The sequence below is a fragment of the Hymenobacter translucens genome, from assembly GCF_020685205.1.
Classification (GTDB): domain Bacteria; phylum Bacteroidota; class Bacteroidia; order Cytophagales; family Hymenobacteraceae; genus Hymenobacter; species Hymenobacter translucens.
This window is the reverse complement of record NZ_JAJERB010000006.1, coordinates 83016-108410: the sequence shown is the minus strand read 5'-3', so window position 1 is coordinate 108410 and position 25395 is coordinate 83016. Positions and strand designations below refer to the sequence as shown.

The window sequence follows — 25395 nt, the reverse complement described above, 5'->3', positions numbered from 1 at the left end:
CTGGTTGCCCACATGCAGCGTTGGGGCTGCGTTGGGGTCTTTGCCCGCCGCTGCGCAAACATTCTGGTGCCAGCGGCCTTTTTGCTTTCTCTTCCTCTTCTGATTTATGCTTGCAAAATTTCTACTTGGTGCTGCGCTCTGCGTCGGAATAGCCGGCCCGCTGGCGGCGCAGACCACCAATTCCGGCACCGACAAGTTCGCTCAGCTGGAAACCCTGCTGCCCACGCCCAACTCCTACCGCACCGCCTCGGGCGCCCCGGGCCGGGACTACTGGCAGCAGCGCGCCGACTACGACATCCGCGTGAAGCTTGATGACGAGAAGCAGTCCATCAGCGGCTCGGAGGACATCACCTACACCAATCTCTCTCCGGACGTGCTGCCCTACCTCTGGGTGCAGCTCGACCAGAACATCCTGGACAAGAACTCCATCACCACCTCCACCCAGGTAGGTCAGATTCAGAACAAGATGAGCTTTCCGGCCCTCGAGCACCTCGTGCGCGAAGACTTCGACGGCGGCTTCAAGATTGAGTCGGTGAAGATGAAGGGTGGCAAGGCCCTGCCCTACGTTATCAACCACACCATGATGCGGGTAGACCTGCCCCAGCCCCTGGCGCCCCGGGCTTCGGTCACATTCAGCATCAGCTGGCACTACAACATCAACGACCAGCTCAAGATAAACCAGCGCAGCGGCTACGAGTTCTTCCCGGACGACAAGAACTACCTCTACGAGATTGCGCAATTCTATCCCCGCATGGCGGTGTACTCCGACAACCAGGGCTGGCAGCACAAGCAGTTTCTGGGCAACGGCGAGTTTACCCTGCCCTTCGGCGACTACCGCGTGAGCATCACCGCTCCGGCCGACCACGTGGTGGGCGCCACCGGCGTGCTGCAAAACCCCGACAAGGTGCTTTCGGCCACCCAGCGCAAGCGTCTCGCCCAGGCCGTAGGTGCCAGCCGGCCCGTGCTTATCGTGAGTCAGGAGGAGGCCGTGAAGGCTGAGCAGGGACGGGCCAAAGGCACCAAAACCTGGACCTACGCTGCCAAAAACGTCCGCGACTTCGCCTGGGCCTCGTCGCGCAAGTTTATCTGGGACGCCATGCAGATCAAGCAGGCCGGCAAGCCGGTGCTGTGCATGAGCTACTACCCCAAGGAAGGCAACCCGCTGTGGGGCAAGTACTCGACGGAAGTCGTAGCCCATACCATCAAGGTGTACTCCAAGTACACCATCGACTACGAGTACCCGGTGGCTATTTCGGTGCACGGCCCGGTGGGCGGCATGGAGTACCCGATGATCTGCTTTAACGGCGGCCGTCCCGACAAGGACGGCACCTACACCGCCGATAAAAAGTACGGGATGATTTCGGTGATTATCCACGAGGTTGGCCATAACTTCTTTCCCATGATCATCAACTCCGACGAGCGGCAGTGGTCGTGGATGGACGAGGGCCTGAACACCTTCGTGCAGTTCCTGACCGAGCAGGAGTGGGAGCGCGGCTACCCGTCGCGCCGGGGTGAGCCCAAGAACATCGTGGACTACATGCGCACCGACAAAAGCCTGCAGACCCCGATCATGACCAACTCGGAGTCGGTGCTGCAGTTCGGGCCCAACGCTTACGCCAAGCCCGCCACCGGCCTGAACATGCTGCGCGAGACCATCATGGGCCGGCAGCTGTTCGACTTCGCCTTTAAAACTTACGCCAAGCGCTGGGCCTACAAGCACCCCACGCCCGCCGACTTCTTCCGCACGATGGAGGATGCCTCGGGCACCGACCTCGACTGGTTCTGGCGGGGCTGGTTCTACACCACCGACCGCTCCGACCTCGCCATCGAAAGCGTGAACTGGTACACGGTGGACTCGAAGAATCCCGAAATCGAAAACGCCCGCAAGCGGGAGCTGATCAACGCCGAGCCCAAGACCCTGTCGCAGCAGCGCAACCTGCAGGACATCTCCAAAACCCTGGTCGACGTGAAGCCCGAGCTCAAGGACTTCTACAACTCCTACGACCCCACGGCCACGACCGACGCCCAGCGCCAGGCCTACCAGAAGTACCGGGCTGGCCTCACGCCCAGCCAGCAGCAGCGCCTCGACGCCGGCCTGCACTTCTACGAGGTGGAGCTGCGCAACGTAGGCGGACTGGTGATGCCCGTGGTGGTGCAGATGACCTACGAAGACGGCAAACAGGAAATCATAACCATCCCGGCCGAAATCTGGCGCAAAAACAATGAGCGCGTCACCAAGGTGTTTATCACGCCCAAGCCGGTGGTGAGCTTCGTGCTGGACCCCCGTCTGGAAACGGCCGACACCGACCTGTCGAACAACGCCTTCCCCCGCCGCCTGGCCCCGTCGCGCTTCGAGCTGTTTCAGCAGCAGCAGCAAACCCCGCCCAACCCCATGCAGCAACAGCAGGGCACGTCGCAGCAGCGTCCGCCCGCCGGTGGCGGTGGCACGAACGGCAGCTCCGGCACGAACTAGATTTACGTCGGACTTGCGTTACTTTAACAGCCGGACCCGTTGGTCCGGCTGTTTTTATTTTCTATCCATCCTCTTTGCCTGCTATGAAGTCTTTAATACGCTGCCTGCTTACGCTGCCGCTGCTTTTTTATGCTGGCGCCGGTTTCGCTCAGGACTACCTGAACGTGCGTACCCTGAAAATCACGGAGGTGTCCAAAGACTCCGCCTACGGCTATGAGCCCGGCAGCCCGATTAGGATTGGTCGCGACAAGCGGGTCTTAGGGTTTTACCTGAACGCGCTCAAAGCGCCCCGCAACATTAAGTTTCACGTTGATAAGGTCAGCTACCTGCGGGCGGGGAACGACACCCTGACCAGGGTTGACCTGACGTTCGAAGGCCAGCAGGGAATCGTGACGCTGTTTTTCTCGCCTCGCCGATTTGAGCAGCCGAAAGCTCCGGTTCTCTTTACGTTCAAGACCCAGGCCGACCTGCCCACGGTGGTCCGATTTCCGGCTGACAAAATCATAAAGGTTGCCTCCTGCGCCCCAGCAGTCGGGTATGCGCCGGCCCCTACCGGCTCGTTGGCCCCACCCGACATGCTGGCCAAGCGCCTGGGCACGCTCCCGCCCCAGCCCGATACCTACCCGGTGTTTACGGGTGGCCCCGCCGCCCTGCAGCAGTATTTTACTGCCCACCCCCTGACGAGCGACCTGGCCAAGCAGGCCGTATTCAAGACGTCGATCCTGTTCCTGGTTAACTGTGATGGCAAAGCCGGCGGCTACCGCCTCCTGGCTGATGTGGAAGGAAGGGGTGATTTTGAAACGCTGGTAAACCAGGTGCTGGCTCCCGTCAACGACATGCCCCAGCAGTGGAAGCCGGCTACCAAGAACGGCAAGCCCGTGGACTGCTACCAGATCATGAGCTTTACCGTCACCCGCGGGCAGCTCACCAACGTTGCGTATCAGTAGGTTTTGACCATCTTACTACCCCGGAAGCACCCCGGCCGCCGGTCGGGCCCTGCTTCGGCAATAGCCGTCAGGCATCCAGCAGAAGGCTAAGCTGCCTCCTGGGCGCCCGAAAACCGGGGTCATAAAGCCTATCTGCCTTACCCATTTTGGCCCAACCCTGGGTTTTAGCGTCATGAAAGCTGCCTTCCTTGCTGCTGCCCTACTTTTCTTTTTGCCAAAGTCGGGCTTTGGCCAGGGTGCGGCAACGGGTGGTGACTACACGCCCGAGCAGCGCCAGCAGATCAGGCGGGCGTGTCCGCACGGGACCCGGGACCTTCAGCAAGCCAGCTTTTATGAGGATGGCACTGTGGCTGTCCTCACTTACTACCAGCAAAAAAACAAAGTGAGCCGCCCCTACAAATACCGGCAGTACACGTTTTATGCCGATGGTGCCCCCTGCTCCCGGATCCGAATCAGCTCGTCTGGCACACAAAAAGCCAGAACCTGGAACCAGTCGGGACAGCTGACAGAGAAGCGTAAAGCCACCATGGCAGCGCAGGGAACAGTTATCGAAACCGCCCGGCGATTCGCTTATCAGGATGGGCGGCTGGCCAGCATCCGGATTACGAAAGAGCGGCAGGCCTGCTACGTGATTGATGTGCTGGAAAGCAAGACCATTGAACTCACCAGCCGGGGCCGGGTCGTGACCACCCACAAAAGCCGTGAAAACCAGCTCAGCAGCACTTCAGCTGAAGCCCAGAATTAATGATTTTCTTTTCCTCTTAGCGTAATACCCATGGGAATTCTCGACGGCCTGCTCGGCAACGCTTCTGAAAACGATACCCAGCAAACCCAGCAGGAGCTGAGCCGCATCCTGGGCCCTGATGAGCGGGTAGAAAAAGCCTACGCCATCATCCGGGACCAGATCATATTTACCAACAAGCGCCTGCTGCTGGTCGACAAGCAGGGAATTACGGGCAAGAAGCGGGAAATCCTGAGCGTGCCCTACCGCAGCGTGGAGCGGTTCTCGATGGAAACCACCGGCCACTTCGACCTCGAGTCGGAGCTCAGGATCTGGGTGCGGGGGCAGGCCGAACCCATCAGCAAAGCCTTCCGCGACGACCAAAGCATCTACGACATCTACCGGGCCCTGGGCCAGTACGCGGTGTAGCAATGCCCGCCGCTTGGGTCGCTAAAGCTGCAGTTTTCTATATTCTGCTTGCAACGTTTTTTCGGGTGGTTGGCTCCTTTCTTTACACCATTATTACCATCCCGCCTTATGTTTAAACAGCTTCTCCTCATTCCGGCCCTGGCCATCTTGATGCTGACCGGGTGCAACCACCGCAAATGCTCCGACCCGGAGCCCCGTGCTTCCTGCGTAATGGGTACCGTAGTGGGCAAAACCTGCTACGACGGCGTGCTGATTCAGGTCAGCGGCTCCCGCCAGATCGGCAGCGCCTGGAACGGGAACACCAACGTAATTTCTACCGGCGGCGACCTGCCCGGCTTCGACACCCAGGGCCAGACGGTGTACTTCAACTACCGTCCCATGGGCGACGCGGAATGGATGCCCCGCCCCTGCCCCGCTATCGGCGTACCCTCCAACACGCCCCGCATGGTGCTGAGCAACGTGTCTTCTACTGCGTGCGCCGCCGTTATCAACTAGCCCCGATTTTCTGATCTGACCTCAAAAAGTCGGTCTGCGGTAGCGGACCGGCTTTTTTTATTACTCCGCTTTCCGCCAACGGGCCCTTATTGGTCGAACGTCAGAAAGTAGGTCCGGGCGGTTTTCTCGTCCCGCCACAGGTAGCTCGACACCCGACCTTCCCGCTTGCTGTAAGGCTTTGCCCGGGCAATTGCTACCTGGTCCCACCACGCCTGCTCAACCAGTAACTGCCCGCTGAACGCCAGGCCCGTAGTATCCGGCTGCAGTCCGAGCCGCTGGATAATGGCCCGGGTAGTAGCGGGTCCCGACTCAAACGCCAAGGCATAGGTGGCATCAGCGCCCAGCTCGTCGGCATAGCAGTAAAGCCGGCGCACGCCGGCGGGCGGGTTCATGTCCAGGAACTCAGCGAAACGCCGCCGGTTGCTTTCGGTATCGGGAGTGCGGGCGTCGAACCGGGGAAGCAGCTGATCCTGCTTGTCAGCGGCCTGCTGGCGAATTTTCTGACTGAGCTCCTGCCGGCTTTCCCGAACCTGGTCACAGGAAACCCAGCCCAGGCCGAGCAACACCAGCGCAACCGGAAAGCTGATTTGGCATCTTGAAGGAACGCTCATAACAGGCAGCCAGACTGAAAAGCAAAAAGCCCCGCTACTATACCCGCGGGGCTCTTTCATAAACTGGAATCGTGGTGCTACCCTCTCACCTCCGTGGCCGGCGTCTGAATAGCCGGGGGCGTGGGGTTGTACTCGGGCGTAGCGGTCATGTGCTCGGCCTTTTTCTTGCCTTGGTCGTCTTTCACATCGCGGCGGCTGAAGGGGCGGATAATCAGGCGCAACGCCTGGTCGGAGCTGAAGTAGCTGAAGGCCCAGTCGACCAGCGCCACCACTTTGTTGCGGAAGCCCACGAGCGTCATCAGGTGCACGAACAGCCAGGTCAGCCAGCCGAAGATGCCGTTGAAGTGCACGTCCTTGGGCAAATCCACCACAGCCTTGTTGCGGCTCACGATGGCCATCACGCCCTTGTTGGTGTACACAAACGGCAACGGCTGCTCGCCCCGGCGCAGGCGCTCGAAGTTTTTGGCCAGATGCTCGGCCTGCTGCTGGGCTACGGGCGCCAGCATGGGCAGACCCCGGGGCATCTCCTCGGTTACCATGTTGGCCACGTCGCCGATGGCGAAGATGTTGTCGTAGCCCTGCACCTGGTTCCAGAGGTTTACCGTGATGCGCTTGTTGCGGGCCACCACCTCGTCGGGCAGGCCGGGTACGGCAGCCCCGTTCACGCCGGCGGCCCACACCAGGTTTTCGGTCGGGATAAACTCGGTTTCGGAGTAGTAGGCCCGGCAGTTCTCAAACTTCTTGATCGACGTGTTCAGGCGCACGTTCACGCCCAGCTCGTTCAGGTAGCGCAGCGCATCGGCCTGCGACTTTTTCGACATCGGCCCCAGCAGCTCGGCTCCGGCTTCGACCAGGAAAATCTGCATGCGCTCCAGGTCGAGCTCGGGGTAGTCCTTGGGCAGCACGTGCCGGCGCATCTCGGCCAGGGAACCGCTGATTTCCACGCCCGTAGGTCCGCCGCCCACCACCACAATGTTCATCAAAGCCTGCTTTTCCTCGGGGTTCTCGGTGAGCAGGGCTTTCTCGAAGTTCTGAAAGATAAAGCTGCGCAGGTTCAGGGCATTTGGGATGCTCTTGATCTGCATGGCGTTCTTCTCGATGCTCTCGATGCCGAAGAAATTGGTGAGCGAGCCGGTTGCCAGGACCAGGTGGTCATAGCGGATGTCGCCCACGCTGGTCTGCACCATGTTATTGGCCGGGTCGACGCGCTGCACGTCGGCCATGCGGTAGAAGAAGTTCTTCTGGCCCGCAAAGATCTTGCGGATCGGGTAGGCGATGCTGTCGGCTTCCAGGGCGCCGGTGGCTACCTGGTACAGCAGGGGCTGGAAGTTGTGGTAGTTGTTGCGGTCGATGACGACGACCTGCACGGGCTGGTGGCGCAGCTCTTTGGCGAGCCTGAGGCCGGCAAAGCCGCACCCGATGATGACAACCCGGGGATTGGAGCTAGCGGGGAGATTGGTATCCATAGCGCGGAGGAAAGGAGAAGGGCAAACACCCGCTTTACCCCAAAAGGGCGCTTGTGGTTGCCTGAGCGCTACTGTCGCGCTTGCCGGCGCTAGTTAGTAATCTACGCCCTCTTTCTTCTTAAACTCCCCGTCTTTCACCTGCTGAATCAGCTTAAGCCAGCTGAAAGGGTTCAACAGCGGGTTGTTGGTATAGGGCGTGGGCGCCATGCCCATGCGGCGGTTCTGGTCGGCCTGCTGCATCTCCATCGTCTGCCGGTAGTTACCCATGCTGGTAACGGGGGCGTTGTGGAAGATGCGCCGCATGATCTGCTCGTTCAGGTTCTCGGCCGTGCGGGTGCCCCGCTCGGTGGGCAGCCGCAACGCGAGGAAAGCTTCCTTGAAAGCTTTTTCGGTGGCATAGGGAAAGACCCGCACTTCGGGCAGCACCGTAGCGTCTTCCTTGAGCTGGACAATGACGGAGTAACTCTGCCGCGGGTAGTTTTCGGGAATTATCACCGTCTGGTTACGGTAGCCCAGGGAGCGAATCACGATGCTGTCGCCGGTAAGGACCGGCAGAGAAAAGTAGCCGTAGGCGTTGGTGGCGGTGCCGCGCCCGGCCTTGGGTACGAACACGGTGGCCCCGGGTACGCCCAGCAGACTGTCGCCGGTAGCGATGATGCCCGTAAACTGGACGACGCGCCGCTGCCCCTGGGCCCGGGCGCCGGAAGGAGCCAGCAGCACCCCAGCCAGCACCAGAGCCAGCATAGCGAACAAGGAGCGAAAACAGACTCTTCCAGACATACAGGACATTACAGAATACAATAATACGGCAGTTTCGGGGGCTGAAGGCGGCAGCAGTGTAAATTTGTTCTGCCCGCGGGCGGCCCCTCGCCTGCCGGCTAAACAAAAGATGCGCCTAAAACACTTCAACGTTGCATTCGGTCAGCAACTCTTCAAAGCTTTCGGCGACGAGTCGCGGGTGCGCATCCTGCATCTGCTCCTGCGGAATCAGGAAATGTGCATCTCCGACCTGGAACAGGTGCTGGACTTCACCCAGACCAAGACCTCGCGCCAGTTGTTGTACCTGAAGAATGCCGGACTGGTAAACTTCCGACGGCTCGACAACTGGATCTTCTACTTTCTAAAGGACGAAGGCATCGACTTGGTTCAGCAGCTGCTGGGCTACATGGAAAAAGACCCCCAGCTCGTGCGCGACCAGCAGGTGTACCAGACGCTGTGGTCGAACCGGGAGCTGGCTGCGTACAAGCTGCAGAACCGCCGCTGGACCGGCAACCTCGACACCCGCGCCGCCAGCTGATTCTGCCATTAACCTGCTAACCTTTTCCCGCCGTGGTTGACCGTCACCTGTTCGTTTGCACCAATCAGAAATCCGAAGTCGGCCGGGAAGTGGCCAAAGCCCTGAAAATTGAAATCAAGAAGCAGGGCCTGAAAAGCGTGACGGTCAAGGGTGAGAAGCGGCGCAACCGGGTGCAGACCTGCAACTGCCTCGACGTGTGCAAAAACTGCAAGAAAGGCCCCGGCGCCGCCCTGGTCGTGTACCCCGAAGGCATTTTCTACGGCAACGTGAAGCCCAAAGACGCCGCCGACATCGTGCACGAACACTTGGGCGAAGGCCGGGTTGTAAAGAAGCTGGTGATTGAGGGATAATTAATTAAGAATTAACAATGAGTAATTAATAATTGCAGGCAACCAGCTGTCGGATGCCCCGCTCATTTCCCAGGACGCATGAATTCGTGCCGCGCCATGACCTCCTGTCTCCCAGCTCCTAACTTCCAGCTCCCTTGAAATACCGCCACCTGTTTTTTGACCTCGACCACACGCTCTGGGATTTCGAGAAGAATGCCGACGAGACGCTCCGTACGCTGTTTGAGCAGCACGACCTCGGCCGGTTCGGCATCAGCGTCGAGGATTTTATCCGGGTGTACAGCGACATCAACCACGCGCTGTGGCGGCTGTATCAGAACAACAAAATCACCCAGCAGCAGCTGCGCGAGGTGCGCTTCGTGCGCACCCTGGCCAGGCTGGGCGTAGCCGAAGCCGACGTACCGGCTGACATTTCCCGGCAGTTTACCGACATCCTGCCCCGGAAGGCGGCTGTGTTTCCCTTTACCTACGACGTGCTCGACTACCTGCAGGCCAAGTACACGCTGCACCTGATTACCAACGGGTTCAAGGACATCCAGCACATCAAGCTCACTTCCTCCCGCCTCACGCACTACTTCCAGGAAATTATTACCTCGGAGTGCGCCGGCGGCTTCCTCAAGCCCGACCGCCGCATCTTCGACTACGCCCTGCAGCTGACCGGCGCCCGGGCCGGGGAAAGCCTGATGATTGGCGACAACCTGGAGTGCGACGTGCTGGGTGCCTATAACGCCGGCCTCGATCAGGTGTATTTCAACCCCGGCAAGCGGCGGCACTTCGCCCAGACCACCTACGAAATCAGCTGCCTGAGCGAGCTAAAGGATATCCTGTAAGCTGGATTTTCCGATATTATGCCGTTGCACCATTCCGCGCCCGGCCATGAAGCAAACCCTCCTGTTTATCCTGACCACGGGCAGCATCGGGGCCATGCTGCTGGTACTGGGCTGGCTGGTGCTCCGCAGCGACTACCGCACCGCCCACGGCCCGGTGGTGCCGGCCCGGGTTACCGGCAAGTACTCCCAGAGCGGGGGGCGCAGCGGGCCCGACTACTTTTTGCTTTTGCAGTTTTCGCCCCGCAGGGGGCAGCCGGCCGAAGCCCGGCTGAGTGTAAGCAAGGAGCGGTATGCCGCCGCCCGGCCGGGCGAAACGGTTTCCATCAGCTATGACCCCACCGAGCCGCTGTCGGTGCGCCGGGCGGGGGCGCCCTGGTTTAACCCCTGGTACCTGATTCCGCTCGGCGGGGGCGTGGTAGGCGTTGGGCTGGCGCTGCTTGGTTTGCTGAGCCTGGCGCGTAACCGGACCCCGCGGGCCGCGTAGGTGGGGCCGGCAACCGGGGACCGAACTACCTTTGCCGCTTTCGTACTCTTCGCGGACAGAATCCGGCCGCGCCGGGCTCTGCGTTTCTCCTTTCCCATGATTCAGATTATAGGCCTCTCCGGCAAGCGCGGCAGCGGCAAAGACACGGTGGCCCGCCTGATCCGGCAGCTTCAGCCGGAGCGCAACTGGCAGGTTCTCTCCTTTGGCGACGCCATCAAGGCCGTGTGCGCTACTCTGGCCGGCGAAGACATTGCGCCCTACTACACCCAGCCCGGCAAAACCGAGCTGCTGCCGGCCTTCGGCCGCACCCGGGGCGAAATGCTGCAGCAGGTGGGCGCCGCGCTGCGGGCGTGGAACTACGAAATCTGGGTGCAGGCCTTTTTCGCTCGCCTGCCGGCCGATTCGTTTGTGATTGTGCCCGACGTGCGGTTTCCCAACGAGGCCCAGCCTATCCTCGACCGGGGCGGGGTGATGCTGCGCGTGGAAGGCGACCCGCTCAAGCAGCAGGGCGACGGCACCCGCGACGACAACCACCCCAGCGAAACGGTCATGGACACCTATGAGCAGTTTGCCGCCTTGCTGCACAATACCGGCACCTATGCTGAGCTTGAAGCGCAGGTGCGCGAGCTGCTGGCGCGGCTGTAGTCATCTGCCCCCTTGCTTATGACCCGAAGATGGCTGCTGATTCCGCTGGGGCTGCTTATCGGCTTGCTGGCGTACGAGCTTCTTAAGCCGGAAAGGCCGATGATTTTGTCGGCGTACGCCGATAATTTCGCCGGGCAATGGGGACTGAGTCTGTATAAAGACGGAGATTTTCAGTTGTTTTTGCCGGCTGCATCGGGTACTGGCCGCTTTCAGGTGCTCGGCGACACGGTTATTCTGCATTATGCCGCAGCCCGGCCAAGCATGCCCGCGGCCTACCTCATTAATCGAAAAGGAAAGAAAATAGACGAGTTGCAACAGGTGGCGGGCAAATGGGTCTTGGCTCCCCTTAACAACTGGGCCGTTCTGCAATTCGACCCGCCACTACGCCCATTAGCCGGGGCCTCTCTACCTTTGCCCTTCCCACTCCCACCACGAAAAACCACTTCCTAAAAACAGACTCATGGCTAACGGATTTTTCAACGTCCCCACCCCCATCAACGAACCCGTCAAAGGCTACGCGCCCGACTCCAAGGAGCGGATCGAGCTGCGCAAGATGCTCAAGGAGCTCAAGCAGCAGCAGCGCGATATCCCGATGCACATCGGCGGGCAGGAAGTACGGACCGGCAACACCAAAAACATCACCCCGCCCCACGACCACCAGCACGTGCTGGGCTTTTTCCACGAGGGCGACAAAACCCACGTCCAGCAGGCCATCGACGCGGCGCTGGCGGCCCGCGAGAACTGGGCCAACATGCCCTGGGAACACCGCGCCTCCATCTTTCTGAAAGCGGCCGAGCTGCTGGCCGGCCCCTACCGCGCCCGCGTCAACGCCGCCACCATGCTGGGCCAGAGCAAGAACTGTTTCCAGGCCGAAATCGACGCGGCCTGCGAGCTGATCGACTTCTTCCGGTTCAACGTGTTCTTCATGCAGGAAATCTACAAGCAGCAGCCGGAAAGCCAGCCGGGCATGTGGAACCGCCTGGAGCACCGTCCGCTCGAAGGCTTCGTGTTTGCCCTCACGCCCTTCAACTTCACGTCCATTGCCGCCAACCTGCCCGCCTCGGCGGCCATGATGGGCAACGTGGTGGTGTGGAAGCCCGCCAACACCCAGATCTACTCGGCCCAGGTGCTGATGGAGCTGTTCAAGGAAGCCGGCGTGCCCGACGGCGTCATCAACCTGGTGTATGTCGACGGCCCCACTGCCGGCGACGTTATCTTCTCCCACCGCGACTTTGCCGGCATTCACTTCACCGGCTCCACCGGCGTGTTCCAGAACATCTGGAAGACCATCGGCCAGAACATCCACCTCTACAAGAGCTACCCGCGCATCGTGGGCGAAACCGGCGGCAAGGACTTCATCGTAGCGCACCCCTCGGCCCACGCCAAGGCCGTGGCCGTCGGCATCAGCCGGGGCGCGTTTGAGTACCAGGGCCAGAAATGCTCAGCGGCTTCGCGGGTGTACCTGCCGAGCAACCTCGCCGACGAAATCCTGGGCTACGTGAAGGAAGACCTGGCCTCGTTTAAGATGGGCGACGTAGAGGACTTCTCGAACTTCATCAACGCCGTCATCACCGAAGCCTCGTTCGACAAGCTCGCCAAGTACATCGACGGCGCCAAGGCCGACCCGAACGCCGAAATTGTGGCCGGCGGTGGCTACGACAAGTCGAAAGGCTACTTCGTGGAGCCTACCGTCATCGTGACCAAGGACCCGAAGTACGTGACCATGTGCGAGGAACTGTTCGGCCCCGTCGTCACGGTGCACGTCTACGATGCCAACCAGTTTGAGCAGACGCTGGAGCTGGTGGATTCGACTTCGCCCTACGCCCTCACCGGCGCCATCTTTGCCCAGGACCGCTACGCCATCGACCTGGCTTCGAAAAAGCTGCTGAACGCGGCCGGCAACTTCTACATCAACGACAAGCCTACCGGCGCCGTGGTCGGTCAGCAGCCCTTCGGCGGCGCCCGCGCTTCCGGCACCAACGACAAGGCCGGCTCGCTGCTGAACCTGCTGCGCTGGGTGTCGCCCCGCGCCATCAAGGAAACCTTCGTACCCGTGACGGACTACCGCTACCCCTTCCTGGGCGTGGAAAACGGCGAAAACCTGAACGTAACCGGTCAGGGCGGCTTCTAAGCTTTTCGAATAGGTTAAAAAAGGCCGTTCCGGGTATCCGGAGCGGCCTTTTTTCTTGCTTACTTATTTCTACCCAGTACCCTATAGCAGGTCAGTACGGAGCCCACGCACTCTACCTGCTGGGAGTGGCTTTTCTCTCAATTATCCGCCATTGCGGACCCTACCGCCCCTAACCTTTGTTCCCAACCCCTGAAGCCCTACCTTTGCCCTCCAACGCCCATTTCGATGGGCCTTTAATCGTTTAATCCTATGCTTCTCGCTGCCACTACTAACTACCAGCCGGTTGACTTCCTGCCCATTGTGGTGCAGTTTGGCCTGGCCATTGCCTTCGTAGCCTTTGCCATGGTGGTGTCTCACCTCGTGGGCCCCAAGCGCCGCAGCACCGTGAAGGACTCTTCCTTTGAGTGCGGAATCGAGTCGGTGGGCAATGCCCGCACCCCGATTTCCATCAAATACTTTCTCACGGCCATCCTGTTTGTGCTGTTCGACGTGGAGGTAATCTTCATGTACCCCTGGGCCGTGAACTTTCGCGCCCTGGGCTGGGACGGCTTTGTACAGATGATTGTGTTCCTGGCTTTGTTGATGGCGGGGTTTGTCTACGTCATCAAGAAAGGCATCCTGAAGTGGACCGGCACCCACGCCTAAGTCCGTTTCCAGCAAACTTTTGCCGGCCGGCCGGTGTTCGGAAATAGGGAAAATCCTCCCTCCAAAACGACAATTCCGATGAGCGATATTCGTGTTCCTGAAATAAAGATGGTCGATGCCCCTGAGGGCGTTGAGGGTGCTGGCTTCTTTGCTACCTCCCTGGAAACCGTCGTGGGAATGGCCCGCGCCAACTCCCTCTGGCCCCTGCCCTTCGCCACTTCCTGCTGCGGCATCGAGTTTATGGCGACCATGGGCTCCCACTACGACATCTCCCGCTTCGGCTCGGAGCGTCCGTCGTTTTCGCCCCGGCAGGCCGACCTGCTGATGGTGATGGGTACCATCGCCAAGAAGATGGCGCCCATCGTGAAGCAGGTGTACGAGCAGATGGCTGAGCCCCGCTGGGTGCTGGCCATGGGTGCCTGCGCCTGCTCGGGCGGTATCTTCGACTCCTACTCCGTGCTGCAGGGCATCGACCGCATCATCCCGGTCGACGTGTACGTGCCCGGCTGCCCGCCCCGCCCCGAGCAGGTGCTCGACGGCCTGATGCGCGTCCAGGACCTGGCCCGTACCGAATCCATCCGTCGCCGCAACGCCCCCGAATACCAGGCGCTGCTGGCATCTTATAATATTAAGTAAGGAGTTAGGAGATAGAAGCGGGGAGTTAGGAGTCGTTCTGACTGCCTTTATTTCGACATTCTAGCTCCTGACTCCTACCTCCTAGCTCCTTCAAACAGAATGGCTGAACACACCGAAGAATCCGCAGCGGCCCAGGAAGGGGCGGCTATCCAGGACCCGGCAACGGCAAAGAACGCCCAGCTGCTGGCCTTGCTACAGCGTCTGTTCGGCGCCGACACGTTCACGGACGTGGAGGAGCCCTACGGCCTGCTGACGGTAACCACTACCCGGGAGCGGATTCACGAAATCATTGCCGGCCTGCAGCAGGATCAGGAGCTGCAGCTCCACTTCCTGACCACCATGTGCGGGATTCACTATCCCGAGCAGGAGGGCAAGGAACTGGGCATGATCTACCACCTGCACAGCCTGGTAAACAACATCCGGCTGCGCATCAAGATTTTCTTCCCGATTGCCGACCCCGTCGTGCCTACGCTAACTGACCTGTACGCCACGGCGAACTGGATGGAGCGTGAGGCCTACGACTTCTTCGGCATCATCTTCACGGGCCACCCCAACCTGATCCGCATCCTGAATGTGGAAGACATGGATTACCACCCCATGCGCCGCGAATACGCGCTGGAAGACGGTACCCGCGAAGACAAAACCGACCTTTTCTTCGGACGATAAATTGGCAGTTGGTATTGGGTAGTTGGTAGTATAACGTACTACCCGGCAGCCCGCTCAAAGAGTTTTTCTGCTCCTACTACCAACTACCTATTACCTACTACCCACCATGGCAGTAAACGACACGCTGGAAGGCACTAGCAAGATCATCCAGGAAGCCCGGGAGCAGCAGCAGAACAGCGGCATGGTCCCGACGCTCAACGACTTTTCGCAGGAGCTGACGACCCTTAACCTGGGCCCGACGCACCCGGCTACGCACGGCATTTTCCAGAATATCCTGCAGATGGACGGGGAGCGGATTATCTCCGGCGTGCCTACCATCGGCTACATCCACCGGGCGTTTGAGAAGATTGCCGAGCGCCGGCCCTTCTACCAGATTACGCCCCTCACCGACCGGATGAACTACTGTTCATCACCCATCAACAACATGGGCTGGCACATGACGGTAGAGAAGCTGCTCGGCGTGACGGTGCCCAAGCGCGCCCAGTACATGCGCGTCATTGCCATGGAGCTGGCCCGCATCACCGACCACCTGATCTGCAACTCGATTCTGGGCGTGGACACCGGGGCCTTTACGGGCTTCCTGTACGTGTTTCAGGAGCGGGAAAAGGTGTACGAGATTTACGAGGAAATCTGCGGCGCCCGCCTCACCACCAACATGGGCCGCGTGGGCGGCATGGAGCGCGACTTCTCCGACGTAGCCATCCAGAAGCTGCGCGACTGGCTCAAGACCTTCCCCGCCGTGATGAAGGAGTTTGAATCCATGTTCAACCGCAACCGCATCTTCATGGACCGCGTCGTGAACGTGGGCCCGATTACGGCGGAAAAAGCCCTGAACTACGGCTTTACGGGCCCCAACCTGCGCGCGGCCGGCGTCGACTACGACGTGCGGGCCATGAACCCTTACTCCAGCTACGAGGACTTCGAGTTTGAAATTCCGGTGGGCACCAAGGGCGACACCTACGACCGGTTTATGGTGCGCAACGAGGAAATCTGGCAGAGCCTGCGCATCATCAACCAGGCGCTGGAAAACCTGCCCGAAGGCCCCTACCACGCCGATGCTCCGCACTACTACCTGCCCCCCAAGCAGGCGGTGTACAAGAACATGGAGGCCCTTATCTACCACTTCAAGATCATCATGGGTGAGATTGAAGCGCCGGTAGGCGAGGTGTACCACTCGGTGGAAGGCGGCAATGGGGAGCTGGGCTTCTACCTGATTTCCGACGGGGGCCGCACGCCCTACCGCCTGCACTTTCGTCGCCCCTGCTTTATCTACTACCAGGCTTACCCCGAAATGGTGGTGGGCAGCAGCCTCTCCGACGCCATCGTGACCTTGTCGTCGATGAACGTAATTGCCGGGGAGCTCGACGCGTAATCCAAAACCTTACAATGCACCTCACCGACCAGCAGTTGGAAACCATCCGGACGTTCTTCCGCACGCAGCCCGTGCTGAAGGCTTATCTGTTTGGTTCCTACGCCCGCGGTGAGGCTGATGAACAAAGCGACGTAGACTTGCTGGTTGAGTTGGATTATGAGCACCTCAACGCGCTGGACTTTTTCCTCTGGCGAGAATACCTGACCGGGCTGCTCGGCAAAAAGGTCGACGTCGTGTCAGGTCTGAAGCCCGACAGCCGCTTTGCCCGAACCATTGAACCTGACTTGCAGCCCATCTATGAAAAAGCCGCTTAGCGACCATTTGCGGCTGGAGCATATGCTGGATGCTGCCAACCAAATCAGTCAAGCTTACCAAACCCTGCCGCATGGAGCGCTGCCTGACGGGGACTATCGATTTTTTGCCTTCGTCAAGCTTACCGAAATTATTGGCGAAGCGGCCAGTAAGCTCACCCTGGAATTTCGCCGGCAGCACCCGGCCGTCGAGTGGCAAAAAATAATCGGCCTCCGACACGTTCTGGTCCACAACTACGACACGATTGACGAAAAGGCCCTGTGGCAGATCATCCGCTAGGACATTCCTACTTTGCGGAACCAGCTGCAGCAACTTTTAAACTCCCTTACTTAATGAGCTTCCCAACTGACTCCCCCCCGAAGCCCCAGTTTTCGGAGGCGGCCAAAGCTGAAATAGACCGTATCTGTAAGCAGTACCCGGCGGAGCGCCGCAAGTCGGCCATGCTGCCGGTGCTGCACATTGCCCAGGCCGAGTTCGGTGGCTGGGTGGCCCCCGAGGTGCAGGATCTGGTGGCCGAGGTGCTGGGCGTGAAGCCGATCGAGGTGTACGAGGTTTCGACCTTCTACACCATGTTCAACCTCAAGCCGGTGGGCAAGCACGTGCTGGAAATCTGCCGCACGGGCCCCTGCCAGCTGCGCGGCTCCGACGAGCTGACCCTGGAGCTGGAGCGCATCACCGGCGCCAAAGTCGGCGGCGGACCTTCGGCCGATGGCCTGTTCACTCTGAAAGAGGTAGAATGCCTGGCCGCCTGCGGCTTTGCTCCCGTGGTGCAGGTGCGCGAGAAATACTACGAGCAGCTCGACACCGAAGCATCGGTAAACGCCATGCTCTCGGAGCTGCGCAACATGGTGCATCGCCCCGCCCTGCCCTGGGAGGAAAAAGGCCTGCCCAACGCCGTAGCCAACAATTAACCGCTTTCAGCTAACCGCTCAGACACTATGGGACGCAAACTGCTGACCGAACATATCAACGTTGAAGGCATCGATACCTTCGAGGTGTACCGCAAGCACGGCGGCTACCGCTCGGTGGAGAAGGCCATCAAGACCATGACCCCCGACGAGGTGGTGGAAGAGGTGAAAAAGTCGGGCCTGCGGGGCCGCGGCGGCGCCGGCTTCCCCACGGGCATGAAGTGGAGCTTTCTGGCCAAGCCCGAAGGCGTGCCGCGCTACCTTGTCTGCAACGCCGACGAATCCGAGCCGGGCACCTTCAAGGACCGGCAGCTGATGTCGAAGCTGCCCCACCTGCTGGTGGAAGGCATGATTACGAGCTCTTACGCGCTGGGCGCCAACACCTCGTACATCTACATCCGCGGTGAGCTTTTGTACGTGCTGCGCATCCTGGAAAAGGCTATTGCCGAAGCGTATGCCAATGGCTTCCTGGGCAAGAACATTCTTGGCTCCGGCTACGACCTCGACCTGTACGTGCACCCCGGTGGGGGCGCCTACATCTGCGGCGAGGAAACGGCCCTGCTGGAGTCGCTCGAAGGCAAGCGCGGCAACCCGCGCAACAAGCCCCCATTCCCCGCCGTGCAGGGCCTCTACGCCCGCCCCACGGTGGTGAACAACGTGGAGTCCATTGCCGCGGTGGTACCCATCGTGAACGACGGCGGCGACGAGTACGCCAAAATCGGGGTGGGCAAGAGCACCGGCACTAAGCTGATTTCGGCCTGCGGCCACCTCAACAAGCCCGGCATCTACGAAATCGAGCTGGGCGTGCCCGTCGAGGAATTCATTTACTCCGATGAGTATTGCGGCGGCATCTGGAAAGGCCGGGACCTGAAGGCCGTCGTAGCCGGCGGCTCGTCGGTGCCGATTCTGCCCAAGGAGCTGATCCTGAAAACCGCCGCCGGTGAAAACCGCTTGATGACCTACGAATCCTTGTCGGACGGCGGGTTCGTGACGGGCACTATGCTCGGCTCGGGCGGCTTCATCGCCATGGACGACACGACCTGCATCGTGCGCAACACCTGGAATTTCAGCCGCTTCTACCACCACGAGTCGTGCGGGCAATGCTCACCCTGCCGCGAGGGTACGGGCTGGCTGGAGAAAATCCTGCACCGCCTCGAGCACGGCCACGGCAGTGAGCGCGACATCGACGTGCTGGCTAGCGTGGCCAAGCAGATCGAAGGCAACACCATCTGCCCGCTGGGCGAAGCAGCGGCCTGGCCGGTTTCGGCCGCCATTCGGCACTTCCGCGAGGAGTTTGAGTGGCACATCCGCTACCCCCAGGAAGCCACCCGCCCCGGCGCGGTGTTTCCCGGCAAAGCAGTACTGGCTTAATTTGCACTAACTGACCTTTCTCTTCCGCCCTTAGGAAGCTTTGAATAATGGCTAAAATAACTTTTGACGGCATCGAGGTGGAAGTTCCGGACGGAACCACCATCCTCAACGCAGCCCGCGCTATCGGTGGCGGCATCGTGCCCCCGGCCATGTGCTACTACACCCCGCTGAAAGGCTCGGGCGGCAAGTGCCGTGCCTGCCTCGTGCGGGTAGCCGCCGGCTCGGCCAAGGACCCGCGCCCCATGCCCAAGCTTGTGGCCTCGTGCGTGACGCCCGTGCAGGACGGCATGGTGGTCGAGAACACGACTTCCGAGCAGGTCCTGAACGTGCGCAAGGGCATCGTGGAGATGCTGCTCATCAACCACCCGCTGGACTGCCCCGTGTGCGACCAGGCCGGGGAGTGCGACCTGCAGAACTTCGCCTTCGAGCACGGCGTGAGCACCACCCGCTACGAAGAGGAGCGCCGCACCTTCGAGAAAATCGACATCGGCCCGCTGATTCAGCTGCACATGACGCGCTGCATCCTATGCTACCGCTGCGTGTATACCGCCGATCAGCTCACCGAGCAGCGCGTGCACGGCGTGCTGGGCCGGGGCGACGCCGCCGAAATCGGCACTTACATCGAGAACATCATCGACAACGAGTTCAGCGGCAACGTCATCGACGTGTGCCCGGTGGGCGCGTTGACCGACAAAACCTTCCGCTTCAAGCAGCGGGTGTGGTTTACCAAGCCGGTAAACGCCCACCGCGACTGTGAGAACCCCAAGTGCTGCGGCAACGTGGTGTTGTGGTACAAAGGCAAGGACGTGCTGCGCGTAACAGCCCGCAAAGACCAGTACGGCGAGGTGAAAGAGTGGATCTGCAACACCTGCCGCTTCGACAAAAAGGAGACGTCGGACTGGACCATCGAAGGCCCGGCCCACATCGACCGGTCGTCGGTGATTTCGGCCAACCACTACGAGCTGCCGGTGCTCAACCAGTCCATCGTCGCCGACCTGCCCGAAAGCAGCACCCGGGACCTCGAACAAAACCCTCCCATGCGTTTGGGTAACTAGTTGCCAGTTGTTAGTTGTCGGTTGTCAGGCTTGGACGACCATCAACTAGTATCTACAACTGACAACGAACCACTGACAACTGACCACTAAAATGATTGAACTACCAACCCTCGGCTGGCAATCCATTGTAATCCTCGTCGTATTCGGCGTGTCGCTGCTGATTGCCACCTACTGCACCTATGCCGAGCGCGTGATTGCGGCCTTTCTGCAGGACCGCGTAGGTCCGGACCGCGCCGGCCCGTTCGGCCTGCTGCAGCCCCTGGCCGACGCCGTGAAGCTGTTCACGAAGGAAGAGTTTTTCCCGGCCGGCGCCAACCGCGCCCTGTTCATTATGGGCCCCTGCCTGGCCATGATTACGGCGCTGATGTCGTCGGCGGTAATTCCGTTCGGCAACGTGATTCAGTTCGGCAATAACGTCTTTAACCTGCAAGGCATCGAAGTTAACATCGGCATGCTGTGGATTTTCGGCATCGTGTCCCTCGGCGTGTACGGCGTGATGATTGGCGGCTGGGCTTCCAACAACAAGTTCTCCCTGCTCGGCGCCATCCGGGCCGGCTCCCAGAACATCAGCTACGAACTGGCCATGGGCATGTCGCTCATTGCCATTCTGATGATTTCGGGCAGCCTGTCGCTGCGTGACATTACGCTGCAGCAGTCGGCGGCCGGGGAGTGGCACTTCTGGAACATCGTCAAGCAGCCCCTGGGCTTTATCATCTTCCTGGTGTGCGCCTTTGCCGAAACCAACCGCACGCCCTTCGACTTGCCCGAGTGCGAAACCGAGCTGGTGGGCGGCTACCACACCGAGTACAGCTCCATGAAGATGGGCCTCTACCTGTTCGCGGAGTACGTTAACATATTCGTGGCTTCGGCCGTGATGAGCGTGCTCTACTTCGGGGGCTTCAACTTCCCGTTCCAGTACGAGCTGCGCGACTGGCTGGTGAGCAACCAGGCCTGGGAGCTGGCCTCGGCCCAGAACCTGATTTCGGTGCTTGGTCTGCTGGCTCTTTTCGGGAAGATCTTTGCCTTCATCTTCTTTTTCATGTGGGTGCGCTGGACCCTGCCCCGCTTCCGCTACGATCAGCTGATGCGCCTGGGCTGGACCATCCTGATTCCCCTGGCCATCTTCAACATCCTGCTCACCGGCGGCCTGCTGCTGGCCGGGGTCATCGATTTTGGCGTCATTAAGTAATTCTACTATGCAGTCCTTAAGCAATAGAGCGAAAAAGCTGGAAGCCAAGCCGATGACGCTGGCCGAGCGGGCTTACCTGCCGGCCATCTTCCAGGGCCTTAGCATCACGATGCGGCACTTTTTCCGGGCCGCTACCAAAAAGCAGGTGACGGTGCGCTACCCCGAGGAGCAGCGCCCCTTCTCCCCTATCTTCCGCGGCCTGCACGTGCTCAAGCGCGACGAAGCCGGGCGGGAGCGGTGCACCGCCTGCGGCCTCTGCGCCGTGGCCTGCCCCGCCGAAGCCATTACGATGGTGGCCGGGGAGCGGAAGAAAGGCGAGGAAGGCCTCTACCGCGAGGAAAAGTACGCCGTCAGCTACGAGGTGAACATGCTGCGCTGCATCTTCTGCGGCCTCTGCGAGGAAGCCTGTCCGAAAGCCGCCGTATACCTGCAGCCCGACAAGATGGCCCCGCCCCGCTTCGAGCGCGACGAGTTTATCTACGGCAAGGACCGCCTCGTGGAGCCCGTCGATCCGGACGCCCGCTCGATACGCGGCATCCAGCTCACGCCCGAGCAGGCCGAAGCCCTCCGCCAGAAAACCAGCGGGCAGCTGGCCTAGCCGAACGTCAATTCCCCTCCTTATTTTCAAGGAGGGGTGCCCGAAGGGCGGGGTGGTTTAATCGTCAGAACGACCTTTGGCTTTTGCTCTTAACATCGTTCAACGATTGTCAACCACCCCTAACCCCTCCTCAGCTGAGGAGGGGAACTAGTTTCCTAGTATTCAGCAGTAGCTTTCCGCCGATGCCTTCTTCTTCCCTGTTCTTCTTTTTGTCGTTTGTGGCGCTGTTCTCGGCCCTAGGCGTGGTTCTGGCCAAAAACCCGGTGCACAGCGTGCTGTTCCTGATCCTGACGTTCTTCTCGCTCTCGGGGCACTACCTGATTCTGAACGCGCAGTTTCTGGCCGCCGTCAACATCATCGTGTACGCCGGCGCCATCATGGTGCTGTTCCTGTTCGTGATTATGTTCCTGAACCTGAACGCCGACACCGAGCCCCACAAATCGGCCTTGTCGAAGGTAGCCGCGGCGGTAGCCGGCGGACTGTTGCTGGTCGTGATGGTGGCCGCCCTGCGTGACGTGCAGCCCGGCACAACCTACAACGCGGGGGTGTTCAACTCCCAGATCGGCATGGTCAGCCAGCTGGGCATGATCCTGTACACGAAGTACCTGTTGCCCTTCGAGCTGGCCTCAGTACTGTTCCTGGCCGCCATGGTTGGGGCCGTGATGCTGGGTAAGCGCGAAGTGGGCGAGCGGAACTTCTAAGCAGCATCCTCCCAAAGAAACGAAAGCGGCGTCTGAAGCATCAGGCGCCGCTTTTTTACATTTCGCTGAGTTACCTCGAAAATGAGATTTTCGGTTACACTACTCCTTGGTTATTTGTATAGCGTGGCTGCAAACTGCCAGAATGCCCAATTGACTGAGAGTACCAAGATGAATCCGGTGCTAGTTATAAACCGATACGTAAATAATAAGAAGAGGCACCTCAGGGTACAAGCCAAGGATGTGGCCTTGAAGTCCCGCACCAAAACCTACGCTCTTCGCGATAGTGCCGGCTTCCTGTTACTGCCGTTTATCCCTGCAAATGATACCCTGGAGTTAACTATTGATACCGGGTATAAAGGCATCCTGATAACTCAGATTCAAGGGTGGCGCCTACAGCCCGGAGCAACTGTGTCGGTTGGGCGACTTACTAATTTTCGCAAGGTTCTATCAATAGCAAGAGAAGGCGACTATCAAGTAGAGGATGTGGAATATGCTGATCTGAATATCAGATACAGAATAGCGCCAGAAGGAAGCATCCTGGACTTGCCCAATGTCGCTGCTTTCAAGTCTATAGACTACACCGTACTGATAGGATATCAACAGGGCACACTTGTAACATCCTGGCAAGGGCAGCTCAAGAAACGCTACCGCAAACAAAAAAGCGGCTCCTGAATAATCAGGAGCCGCTTACAACTACAACGAATTCAACCTACTAATACGTCGTGCCTTCGAACTCGGGGAAGGTTTTCATGTCGACGAGTTGGCCTTTCTTGAGCTGCTTGAGCTCGGCTTTCAGGTTTTTGGCGTTGCTGCGGGTGGTGTACTCAGCGTCGAGCTTGGTGAGGTCGGGCTTGCCGGCGTTTACCCAGGCGGTGTACCAGAAGTTGGCCGTGGCCCGGATGGCGCCGCGCATCTGCCGCTCCACCATGTGGTTGAGAGCGGTGTGGTAGCTGCCGGCGTAGGCCCGGGCGTGGATGTTGCTGTTGAACACGTTCTTCTTCGGCTTGCCGGCAGCATCAACTTCGTAGAGCTGGGCGGCGGCCGTTTCGGTGCGGAGCTTCTTGTCGATGGACAGCAAAGTATCAGCGGCGGCGTGGCTCTGGCTGATGATGCGCCAGGTTTCGGCCACCGGGTCGGCAATCAGCTTGGCCTCGCCCACGTTGAAGTTGTAGGGACGGCCGAACTGCTCGGGCACCTGCGACTCCCACAGGGCGTGGATGCCGCGCTGCCCGGTTTTCTGTCCGTCGTGGTTGCTGGAGGTGTGCAGGGGCATGTGGGCGTCGCCGAGGTAGTGGCCCAGGTCGGCGGCCAGGAACAGGATGTCGTCCTTGCGCCCGGTTTTCATGGCCTGGGTCAGCTTGGCCATCACGTCCTGGATGTACCAGGGCAGGCGGCCGTGCTTGTCGAGCGTGGCGGCGTCAAACTTCGCGTAGGCTTCCGTAGACGTGCGGGGCATCTCCGCCAGCGGGGTGTTGAACTCCTCGATGTCGATGAAGTGGCGCGGAAACTCAGCCTTGTCGTTGAGGGTGTACTTGCGCAGATCGGGTACAATGGCTTCCTGCACCACGAAGTCGAGGTGGTTGAAGAAGAACGTGCGCATGGGCTCGGGCAACGCCAGCACGGCGGCGCGGTTGATGCGCTGATGGGCCCAGGTACCCCAGGCGTGGAGCAGCGTGGGCGCAAGCAGAACCAAAGCCCCGGCGAGCAGCCAGCGGTGGAAAGGACGGGTTGTGAAAGTCATGGAGCGGGTTGAAGGCGCGTGGTGTGGGTAGCGCAGTTACCGTAAAGGTCCGTACCGGGCAGCTAGCAACAAAGTCATTCCGCCAAAACTCCACCGGGCCGGGCTCCGTCGCAGCTGGTTTAGCTTCATCTTAGTCCGTATGCCCTGCCCCCATCTGCCCGTCCGGGCTTAGCCGCTGCTGTTGCTGCTCGATGGTGTCCATCACGCGCTCGGGGTGCACGTCCTGGGCCAACTCGGATATTTCCGGGTCCTGGGACTCCTGCACGTCCATCTTGTGGGCCATTGCCTGCACCAGCACAATCAGCCGGGTTATCTCGTGCTCACTGAGCAGGCTTACCTGCAGGTTCAGGTCGGCGCGCTTGTCGGCCAGGGCGGCCATGCGGTTCTGGCTGATCAGCACGAACGTGGACAGGAAGATGGCCTCGACGGATGCTTCCATCGCCAGGATAACCAGGGACGGGTCAAAGGGCTTCAGGCCCAGCCAGCCCACGTTCCAGAGAATCCAGCCGGCGAAGAACACCAGGTGAATCAGCACAAAGGTCATGCTGCCGGTAAAGGTCGTGACGCGGTCGGCCATCCGGTCCTGCCAGGTTTTCTGCTTTTCTTCTTCGCGCTGCCGCAGCAGCAGGGCCTCGATATTGCGCTCCACCACCTGGGCCATGCCAGAAAAGGCCGGAGTGGGAGAGCCGGGAGGAGAGCCGGGAATAGTCATGGAGCTTTACTAGGTACGGGCCGTATACGAGGCTTCGAAAAAACGCAGCTGCACAGTAGTCTTGCTTTCGCCCGACCGGCCTGCCCTAACGCAAAGCGGCTCCCCTTTCAGGGAGCCGCTTCCGGAAAACATGACGGCGGTAGCCCGACACGGCTAGTCGGCGGGGTGGGCACTGGCGGTTGGTGTTTCGGCCGCCCGGCGCATCCAGGCGGGCCCGCAGCTGGCGCGCATCTTCTCACGGAATTTCTCCTGCTCTTCGGGCGTCATGCCGGCCAGGCGGGATTCCATCTTCTGCTTCCACTCGGCCTGGTGCTGGTTCCACTTGGCCCGGCCCCAGCGGTGCCGGCCGGTGCCCCCGCGGAAGCCGCCCAGCAGCAGGCGGGAAAGCGCCAGCAAGCCCAGGGCCTGCCAGAAGCTCAGTACCGGGCCGTGAAAAAGCTCGGGCACCAGCCAGTTCCACAGGCTCATCGTAACGAAGCCCGCGACAACCACGAACAGGGCGCCAAAGAAGGCTATTTTAAGGCCGCGCAGCAGCCGGGAGTTAGTGTTCATTTTTTGCTATTGATGCTGAGGTTGGCTGCTGATTGTTAATTGCTGGATGTTGATTGTTGGT

At 60.2% G+C, this 25395-nt stretch carries 31 protein-coding genes; 25 read left to right on the top strand and 6 right to left on the bottom strand.

All coding sequences use genetic code 11. The features are described from left to right. The first annotated feature begins 106 nt into the window (after positions 1–106). From LJY25_RS14105 to LJY25_RS14085, 5 genes are all read left to right on the top strand, one after another. Positions 107–2473, top strand: a complete 2367-nt coding sequence (locus tag LJY25_RS14105; protein ID WP_227608997.1) for a M1 family metallopeptidase — start codon at positions 107–109, stop codon at positions 2471–2473. Positions 2474–2556: 83 nt separating this feature from the next. Beyond that, positions 2557–3420 (top strand): hypothetical protein, encoded by an 864-nt coding sequence (locus LJY25_RS14100; RefSeq protein WP_227608996.1) that lies wholly within the window; start codon positions 2557–2559, stop codon positions 3418–3420. Positions 3421–3592: 172 nt separating this feature from the next. Next, on the top strand, positions 3593–4165 hold the full coding sequence (locus tag LJY25_RS14095) for a hypothetical protein (RefSeq protein WP_227608995.1): 573 nt from the start codon (positions 3593–3595) through the stop codon (positions 4163–4165). 30 nt (positions 4166–4195) lie between these two features. Beyond that, positions 4196–4570 carry a PH domain-containing protein gene (locus tag LJY25_RS14090; protein ID WP_227608994.1) on the top strand — a complete coding sequence of 125 codons (375 nt, stop codon included), beginning with the start codon at positions 4196–4198 and terminating at the stop codon, positions 4568–4570. 108 nt (positions 4571–4678) lie between these two features. Further along, positions 4679–5065: a hypothetical protein gene (locus LJY25_RS14085; RefSeq protein ID WP_227608993.1), complete on the top strand. Its 387-nt coding sequence runs from the start codon at positions 4679–4681 to the stop codon at positions 5063–5065. Positions 5066–5151: 86 nt separating this feature from the next. On the opposite strand, the gene LJY25_RS14080 is transcribed toward LJY25_RS14085, so the two are convergent. From LJY25_RS14080 to LJY25_RS14070, 3 genes are all read right to left on the bottom strand, one after another. Further along, positions 5152–5676 carry a hypothetical protein gene (locus LJY25_RS14080; RefSeq protein WP_227608992.1) on the bottom strand — a complete coding sequence of 175 codons (525 nt, stop codon included), beginning with the start codon at positions 5674–5676 and terminating at the stop codon, positions 5152–5154. Between the two features lie 77 nt (positions 5677–5753). Further along, a complete protein-coding gene (locus LJY25_RS14075; RefSeq protein ID WP_227608991.1) occupies positions 5754–7142 on the bottom strand; it encodes an NAD(P)/FAD-dependent oxidoreductase in 1389 nt (462 codons plus the stop codon). Positions 7143–7235: 93 nt separating this feature from the next. Beyond that, the gene (locus LJY25_RS14070; protein ID WP_227608990.1) at positions 7236–7886 is read right to left on the bottom strand and encodes a carboxypeptidase-like regulatory domain-containing protein; all 651 of its coding nucleotides are present in this window, start codon (positions 7884–7886) and stop codon (positions 7236–7238) included. Positions 7887–8031: 145 nt separating this feature from the next. On the opposite strand from LJY25_RS14070, the gene LJY25_RS14065 reads away from it, so the two are divergent. The 20 genes from LJY25_RS14065 to LJY25_RS13970 all read left to right on the top strand — a co-directional run bounded on the left by LJY25_RS14065 (position 8032) and on the right by LJY25_RS13970 (position 23001). Further along, positions 8032–8439, top strand: a complete 408-nt coding sequence (locus LJY25_RS14065) for an ArsR/SmtB family transcription factor (RefSeq protein WP_227608989.1) — start codon at positions 8032–8034, stop codon at positions 8437–8439. Between the two features lie 32 nt (positions 8440–8471). Further along, positions 8472–8789, top strand: coding sequence for a (2Fe-2S) ferredoxin domain-containing protein (locus tag LJY25_RS14060; protein WP_227608988.1), 318 nt, complete (start codon positions 8472–8474; stop codon positions 8787–8789). A 134-nt stretch (positions 8790–8923) separates the two neighbouring features. After that, entirely contained in the window at positions 8924–9616 is a 693-nt protein-coding gene (locus LJY25_RS14055; protein ID WP_227608987.1) for a YjjG family noncanonical pyrimidine nucleotidase, read from the top strand. 46 nt (positions 9617–9662) lie between these two features. Beyond that, positions 9663–10100, top strand: coding sequence for a DUF3592 domain-containing protein (locus tag LJY25_RS14050; RefSeq protein ID WP_227608986.1), 438 nt, complete (start codon positions 9663–9665; stop codon positions 10098–10100). Between the two features lie 96 nt (positions 10101–10196). After that, entirely contained in the window at positions 10197–10745 is a 549-nt protein-coding gene (locus LJY25_RS14045; protein WP_227608985.1) for a nucleoside/nucleotide kinase family protein, read from the top strand. 18 nt (positions 10746–10763) lie between these two features. Beyond that, a complete protein-coding gene (locus LJY25_RS14040; protein ID WP_227608984.1) occupies positions 10764–11195 on the top strand; it encodes a hypothetical protein in 432 nt (143 codons plus the stop codon). 10 nt (positions 11196–11205) lie between these two features. Further along, entirely contained in the window at positions 11206–12876 is a 1671-nt protein-coding gene (pruA, locus tag LJY25_RS14035; RefSeq protein ID WP_227608983.1) for an L-glutamate gamma-semialdehyde dehydrogenase, read from the top strand. A 249-nt stretch (positions 12877–13125) separates the two neighbouring features. Then, the gene (locus tag LJY25_RS14030; protein WP_227608982.1) at positions 13126–13521 is read left to right on the top strand and encodes an NADH-quinone oxidoreductase subunit A; all 396 of its coding nucleotides are present in this window, start codon (positions 13126–13128) and stop codon (positions 13519–13521) included. A 78-nt stretch (positions 13522–13599) separates the two neighbouring features. Beyond that, positions 13600–14157 (top strand): NADH-quinone oxidoreductase subunit B, encoded by a 558-nt coding sequence (locus LJY25_RS14025; protein WP_317206601.1) that lies wholly within the window; start codon positions 13600–13602, stop codon positions 14155–14157. A gap of 99 nt (positions 14158–14256) precedes the next feature. Next, a complete protein-coding gene (locus LJY25_RS14020) occupies positions 14257–14823 on the top strand; it encodes an NADH-quinone oxidoreductase subunit C (RefSeq protein WP_227608981.1) in 567 nt (188 codons plus the stop codon). A 181-nt stretch (positions 14824–15004) separates the two neighbouring features. Beyond that, complete coding sequence (locus LJY25_RS14015; protein WP_227609218.1) at positions 15005–16195, top strand: NADH-quinone oxidoreductase subunit D; 1191 nt, start codon at positions 15005–15007, stop codon at positions 16193–16195. Positions 16196–16209: 14 nt separating this feature from the next. After that, a complete protein-coding gene (locus LJY25_RS14010; protein WP_227608980.1) occupies positions 16210–16509 on the top strand; it encodes a nucleotidyltransferase family protein in 300 nt (99 codons plus the stop codon). Continuing rightward, complete coding sequence (locus LJY25_RS14005) at positions 16493–16786, top strand: HepT-like ribonuclease domain-containing protein (RefSeq protein ID WP_227608979.1); 294 nt, start codon at positions 16493–16495, stop codon at positions 16784–16786. Before LJY25_RS14010 ends, LJY25_RS14005 begins: the two co-directional genes overlap by 17 nt. A gap of 53 nt (positions 16787–16839) precedes the next feature. Next, a complete protein-coding gene (locus LJY25_RS14000) occupies positions 16840–17418 on the top strand; it encodes an NADH-quinone oxidoreductase subunit NuoE family protein (protein ID WP_227608978.1) in 579 nt (192 codons plus the stop codon). A gap of 27 nt (positions 17419–17445) precedes the next feature. Then, positions 17446–18786: an NADH-quinone oxidoreductase subunit NuoF gene (gene nuoF / locus LJY25_RS13995; RefSeq protein ID WP_227608977.1), complete on the top strand. Its 1341-nt coding sequence runs from the start codon at positions 17446–17448 to the stop codon at positions 18784–18786. A 47-nt stretch (positions 18787–18833) separates the two neighbouring features. Beyond that, positions 18834–19841: a 2Fe-2S iron-sulfur cluster-binding protein gene (locus LJY25_RS13990; protein WP_227608976.1), complete on the top strand. Its 1008-nt coding sequence runs from the start codon at positions 18834–18836 to the stop codon at positions 19839–19841. A gap of 91 nt (positions 19842–19932) precedes the next feature. After that, the gene (gene nuoH, locus LJY25_RS13985) at positions 19933–21030 is read left to right on the top strand and encodes an NADH-quinone oxidoreductase subunit NuoH (protein ID WP_262908805.1); all 1098 of its coding nucleotides are present in this window, start codon (positions 19933–19935) and stop codon (positions 21028–21030) included. Positions 21031–21037: 7 nt separating this feature from the next. Next, positions 21038–21628: a NuoI/complex I 23 kDa subunit family protein gene (locus tag LJY25_RS13980; protein WP_227608975.1), complete on the top strand. Its 591-nt coding sequence runs from the start codon at positions 21038–21040 to the stop codon at positions 21626–21628. Positions 21629–21810: 182 nt separating this feature from the next. Continuing rightward, entirely contained in the window at positions 21811–22329 is a 519-nt protein-coding gene (locus tag LJY25_RS13975; protein ID WP_227608974.1) for an NADH-quinone oxidoreductase subunit J family protein, read from the top strand. Between the two features lie 246 nt (positions 22330–22575). Further along, complete coding sequence (locus tag LJY25_RS13970) at positions 22576–23001, top strand: hypothetical protein (protein WP_227608973.1); 426 nt, start codon at positions 22576–22578, stop codon at positions 22999–23001. Between the two features lie 40 nt (positions 23002–23041). On the opposite strand, the gene LJY25_RS13965 is transcribed toward LJY25_RS13970, so the two are convergent. The 3 genes from LJY25_RS13965 to LJY25_RS13955 all read right to left on the bottom strand — a co-directional run bounded on the left by LJY25_RS13965 (position 23042) and on the right by LJY25_RS13955 (position 25334). Beyond that, positions 23042–24070, bottom strand: a complete 1029-nt coding sequence (locus LJY25_RS13965; protein ID WP_227608972.1) for a zinc dependent phospholipase C family protein — start codon at positions 24068–24070, stop codon at positions 23042–23044. Between the two features lie 130 nt (positions 24071–24200). Continuing rightward, the gene (locus LJY25_RS13960; protein ID WP_227608971.1) at positions 24201–24782 is read right to left on the bottom strand and encodes a DUF1003 domain-containing protein; all 582 of its coding nucleotides are present in this window, start codon (positions 24780–24782) and stop codon (positions 24201–24203) included. A gap of 153 nt (positions 24783–24935) precedes the next feature. After that, entirely contained in the window at positions 24936–25334 is a 399-nt protein-coding gene (locus LJY25_RS13955) for a DUF1682 domain-containing protein (protein ID WP_227608970.1), read from the bottom strand. Positions 25335–25395 lie beyond the last annotated feature (61 nt).

Bases quoted from the DNA above. Each gene is read 5' to 3' on its own strand.
- LJY25_RS14065 (WP_227608989.1), top strand. From the start codon at position 8,032: ATGCGCCTAAAACACTTCAACGTTGCATTCGGTCAGCAACTCTTCAAA.
- LJY25_RS14105 (WP_227608997.1), top strand. From the start codon at position 107: ATGCTTGCAAAATTTCTACTTGGTGCTGCGCTCTGCGTCGGAATAGCC.
- pruA (WP_227608983.1), top strand. From the start codon at position 11,206: ATGGCTAACGGATTTTTCAACGTCCCCACCCCCATCAACGAACCCGTC.
- nuoF (WP_227608977.1), top strand. From the start codon at position 17,446: ATGGGACGCAAACTGCTGACCGAACATATCAACGTTGAAGGCATCGAT.
- LJY25_RS14020 (WP_227608981.1), top strand. From the start codon at position 14,257: ATGGCTGAACACACCGAAGAATCCGCAGCGGCCCAGGAAGGGGCGGCT.
- LJY25_RS13990 (WP_227608976.1), top strand. From the start codon at position 18,834: ATGGCTAAAATAACTTTTGACGGCATCGAGGTGGAAGTTCCGGACGGA.
- LJY25_RS14100 (WP_227608996.1), top strand. From the start codon at position 2,557: ATGAAGTCTTTAATACGCTGCCTGCTTACGCTGCCGCTGCTTTTTTAT.
- LJY25_RS14040 (WP_227608984.1), top strand. From the start codon at position 10,764: ATGACCCGAAGATGGCTGCTGATTCCGCTGGGGCTGCTTATCGGCTTG.
- LJY25_RS14000 (WP_227608978.1), top strand. From the start codon at position 16,840: ATGAGCTTCCCAACTGACTCCCCCCCGAAGCCCCAGTTTTCGGAGGCG.
- LJY25_RS13955 (WP_227608970.1), bottom strand. From the start codon at position 25,334: ATGAACACTAACTCCCGGCTGCTGCGCGGCCTTAAAATAGCCTTCTTT.
- LJY25_RS14095 (WP_227608995.1), top strand. From the start codon at position 3,593: ATGAAAGCTGCCTTCCTTGCTGCTGCCCTACTTTTCTTTTTGCCAAAG.
- LJY25_RS14030 (WP_227608982.1), top strand. From the start codon at position 13,126: ATGCTTCTCGCTGCCACTACTAACTACCAGCCGGTTGACTTCCTGCCC.
- LJY25_RS14080 (WP_227608992.1), bottom strand. From the start codon at position 5,676: ATGAGCGTTCCTTCAAGATGCCAAATCAGCTTTCCGGTTGCGCTGGTG.
- LJY25_RS14085 (WP_227608993.1), top strand. From the start codon at position 4,679: ATGTTTAAACAGCTTCTCCTCATTCCGGCCCTGGCCATCTTGATGCTG.
- LJY25_RS14005 (WP_227608979.1), top strand. From the start codon at position 16,493: ATGAAAAAGCCGCTTAGCGACCATTTGCGGCTGGAGCATATGCTGGAT.
- LJY25_RS13975 (WP_227608974.1), top strand. From the start codon at position 21,811: ATGCCTTCTTCTTCCCTGTTCTTCTTTTTGTCGTTTGTGGCGCTGTTC.
- LJY25_RS14010 (WP_227608980.1), top strand. From the start codon at position 16,210: ATGCACCTCACCGACCAGCAGTTGGAAACCATCCGGACGTTCTTCCGC.
- LJY25_RS14015 (WP_227609218.1), top strand. From the start codon at position 15,005: ATGGTCCCGACGCTCAACGACTTTTCGCAGGAGCTGACGACCCTTAAC.
- LJY25_RS14075 (WP_227608991.1), bottom strand. From the start codon at position 7,142: ATGGATACCAATCTCCCCGCTAGCTCCAATCCCCGGGTTGTCATCATC.
- LJY25_RS13960 (WP_227608971.1), bottom strand. From the start codon at position 24,782: ATGACTATTCCCGGCTCTCCTCCCGGCTCTCCCACTCCGGCCTTTTCT.
- LJY25_RS13980 (WP_227608975.1), top strand. From the start codon at position 21,038: ATGCAGTCCTTAAGCAATAGAGCGAAAAAGCTGGAAGCCAAGCCGATG.
- LJY25_RS14045 (WP_227608985.1), top strand. From the start codon at position 10,197: ATGATTCAGATTATAGGCCTCTCCGGCAAGCGCGGCAGCGGCAAAGAC.
- LJY25_RS14025 (WP_317206601.1), top strand. From the start codon at position 13,600: ATGAGCGATATTCGTGTTCCTGAAATAAAGATGGTCGATGCCCCTGAG.
- LJY25_RS13965 (WP_227608972.1), bottom strand. From the start codon at position 24,070: ATGACTTTCACAACCCGTCCTTTCCACCGCTGGCTGCTCGCCGGGGCT.
- LJY25_RS14050 (WP_227608986.1), top strand. From the start codon at position 9,663: ATGAAGCAAACCCTCCTGTTTATCCTGACCACGGGCAGCATCGGGGCC.
- LJY25_RS14090 (WP_227608994.1), top strand. From the start codon at position 4,196: ATGGGAATTCTCGACGGCCTGCTCGGCAACGCTTCTGAAAACGATACC.
- nuoH (WP_262908805.1), top strand. From the start codon at position 19,933: ATGATTGAACTACCAACCCTCGGCTGGCAATCCATTGTAATCCTCGTC.
- LJY25_RS14070 (WP_227608990.1), bottom strand. From the start codon at position 7,886: ATGCTGGCTCTGGTGCTGGCTGGGGTGCTGCTGGCTCCTTCCGGCGCC.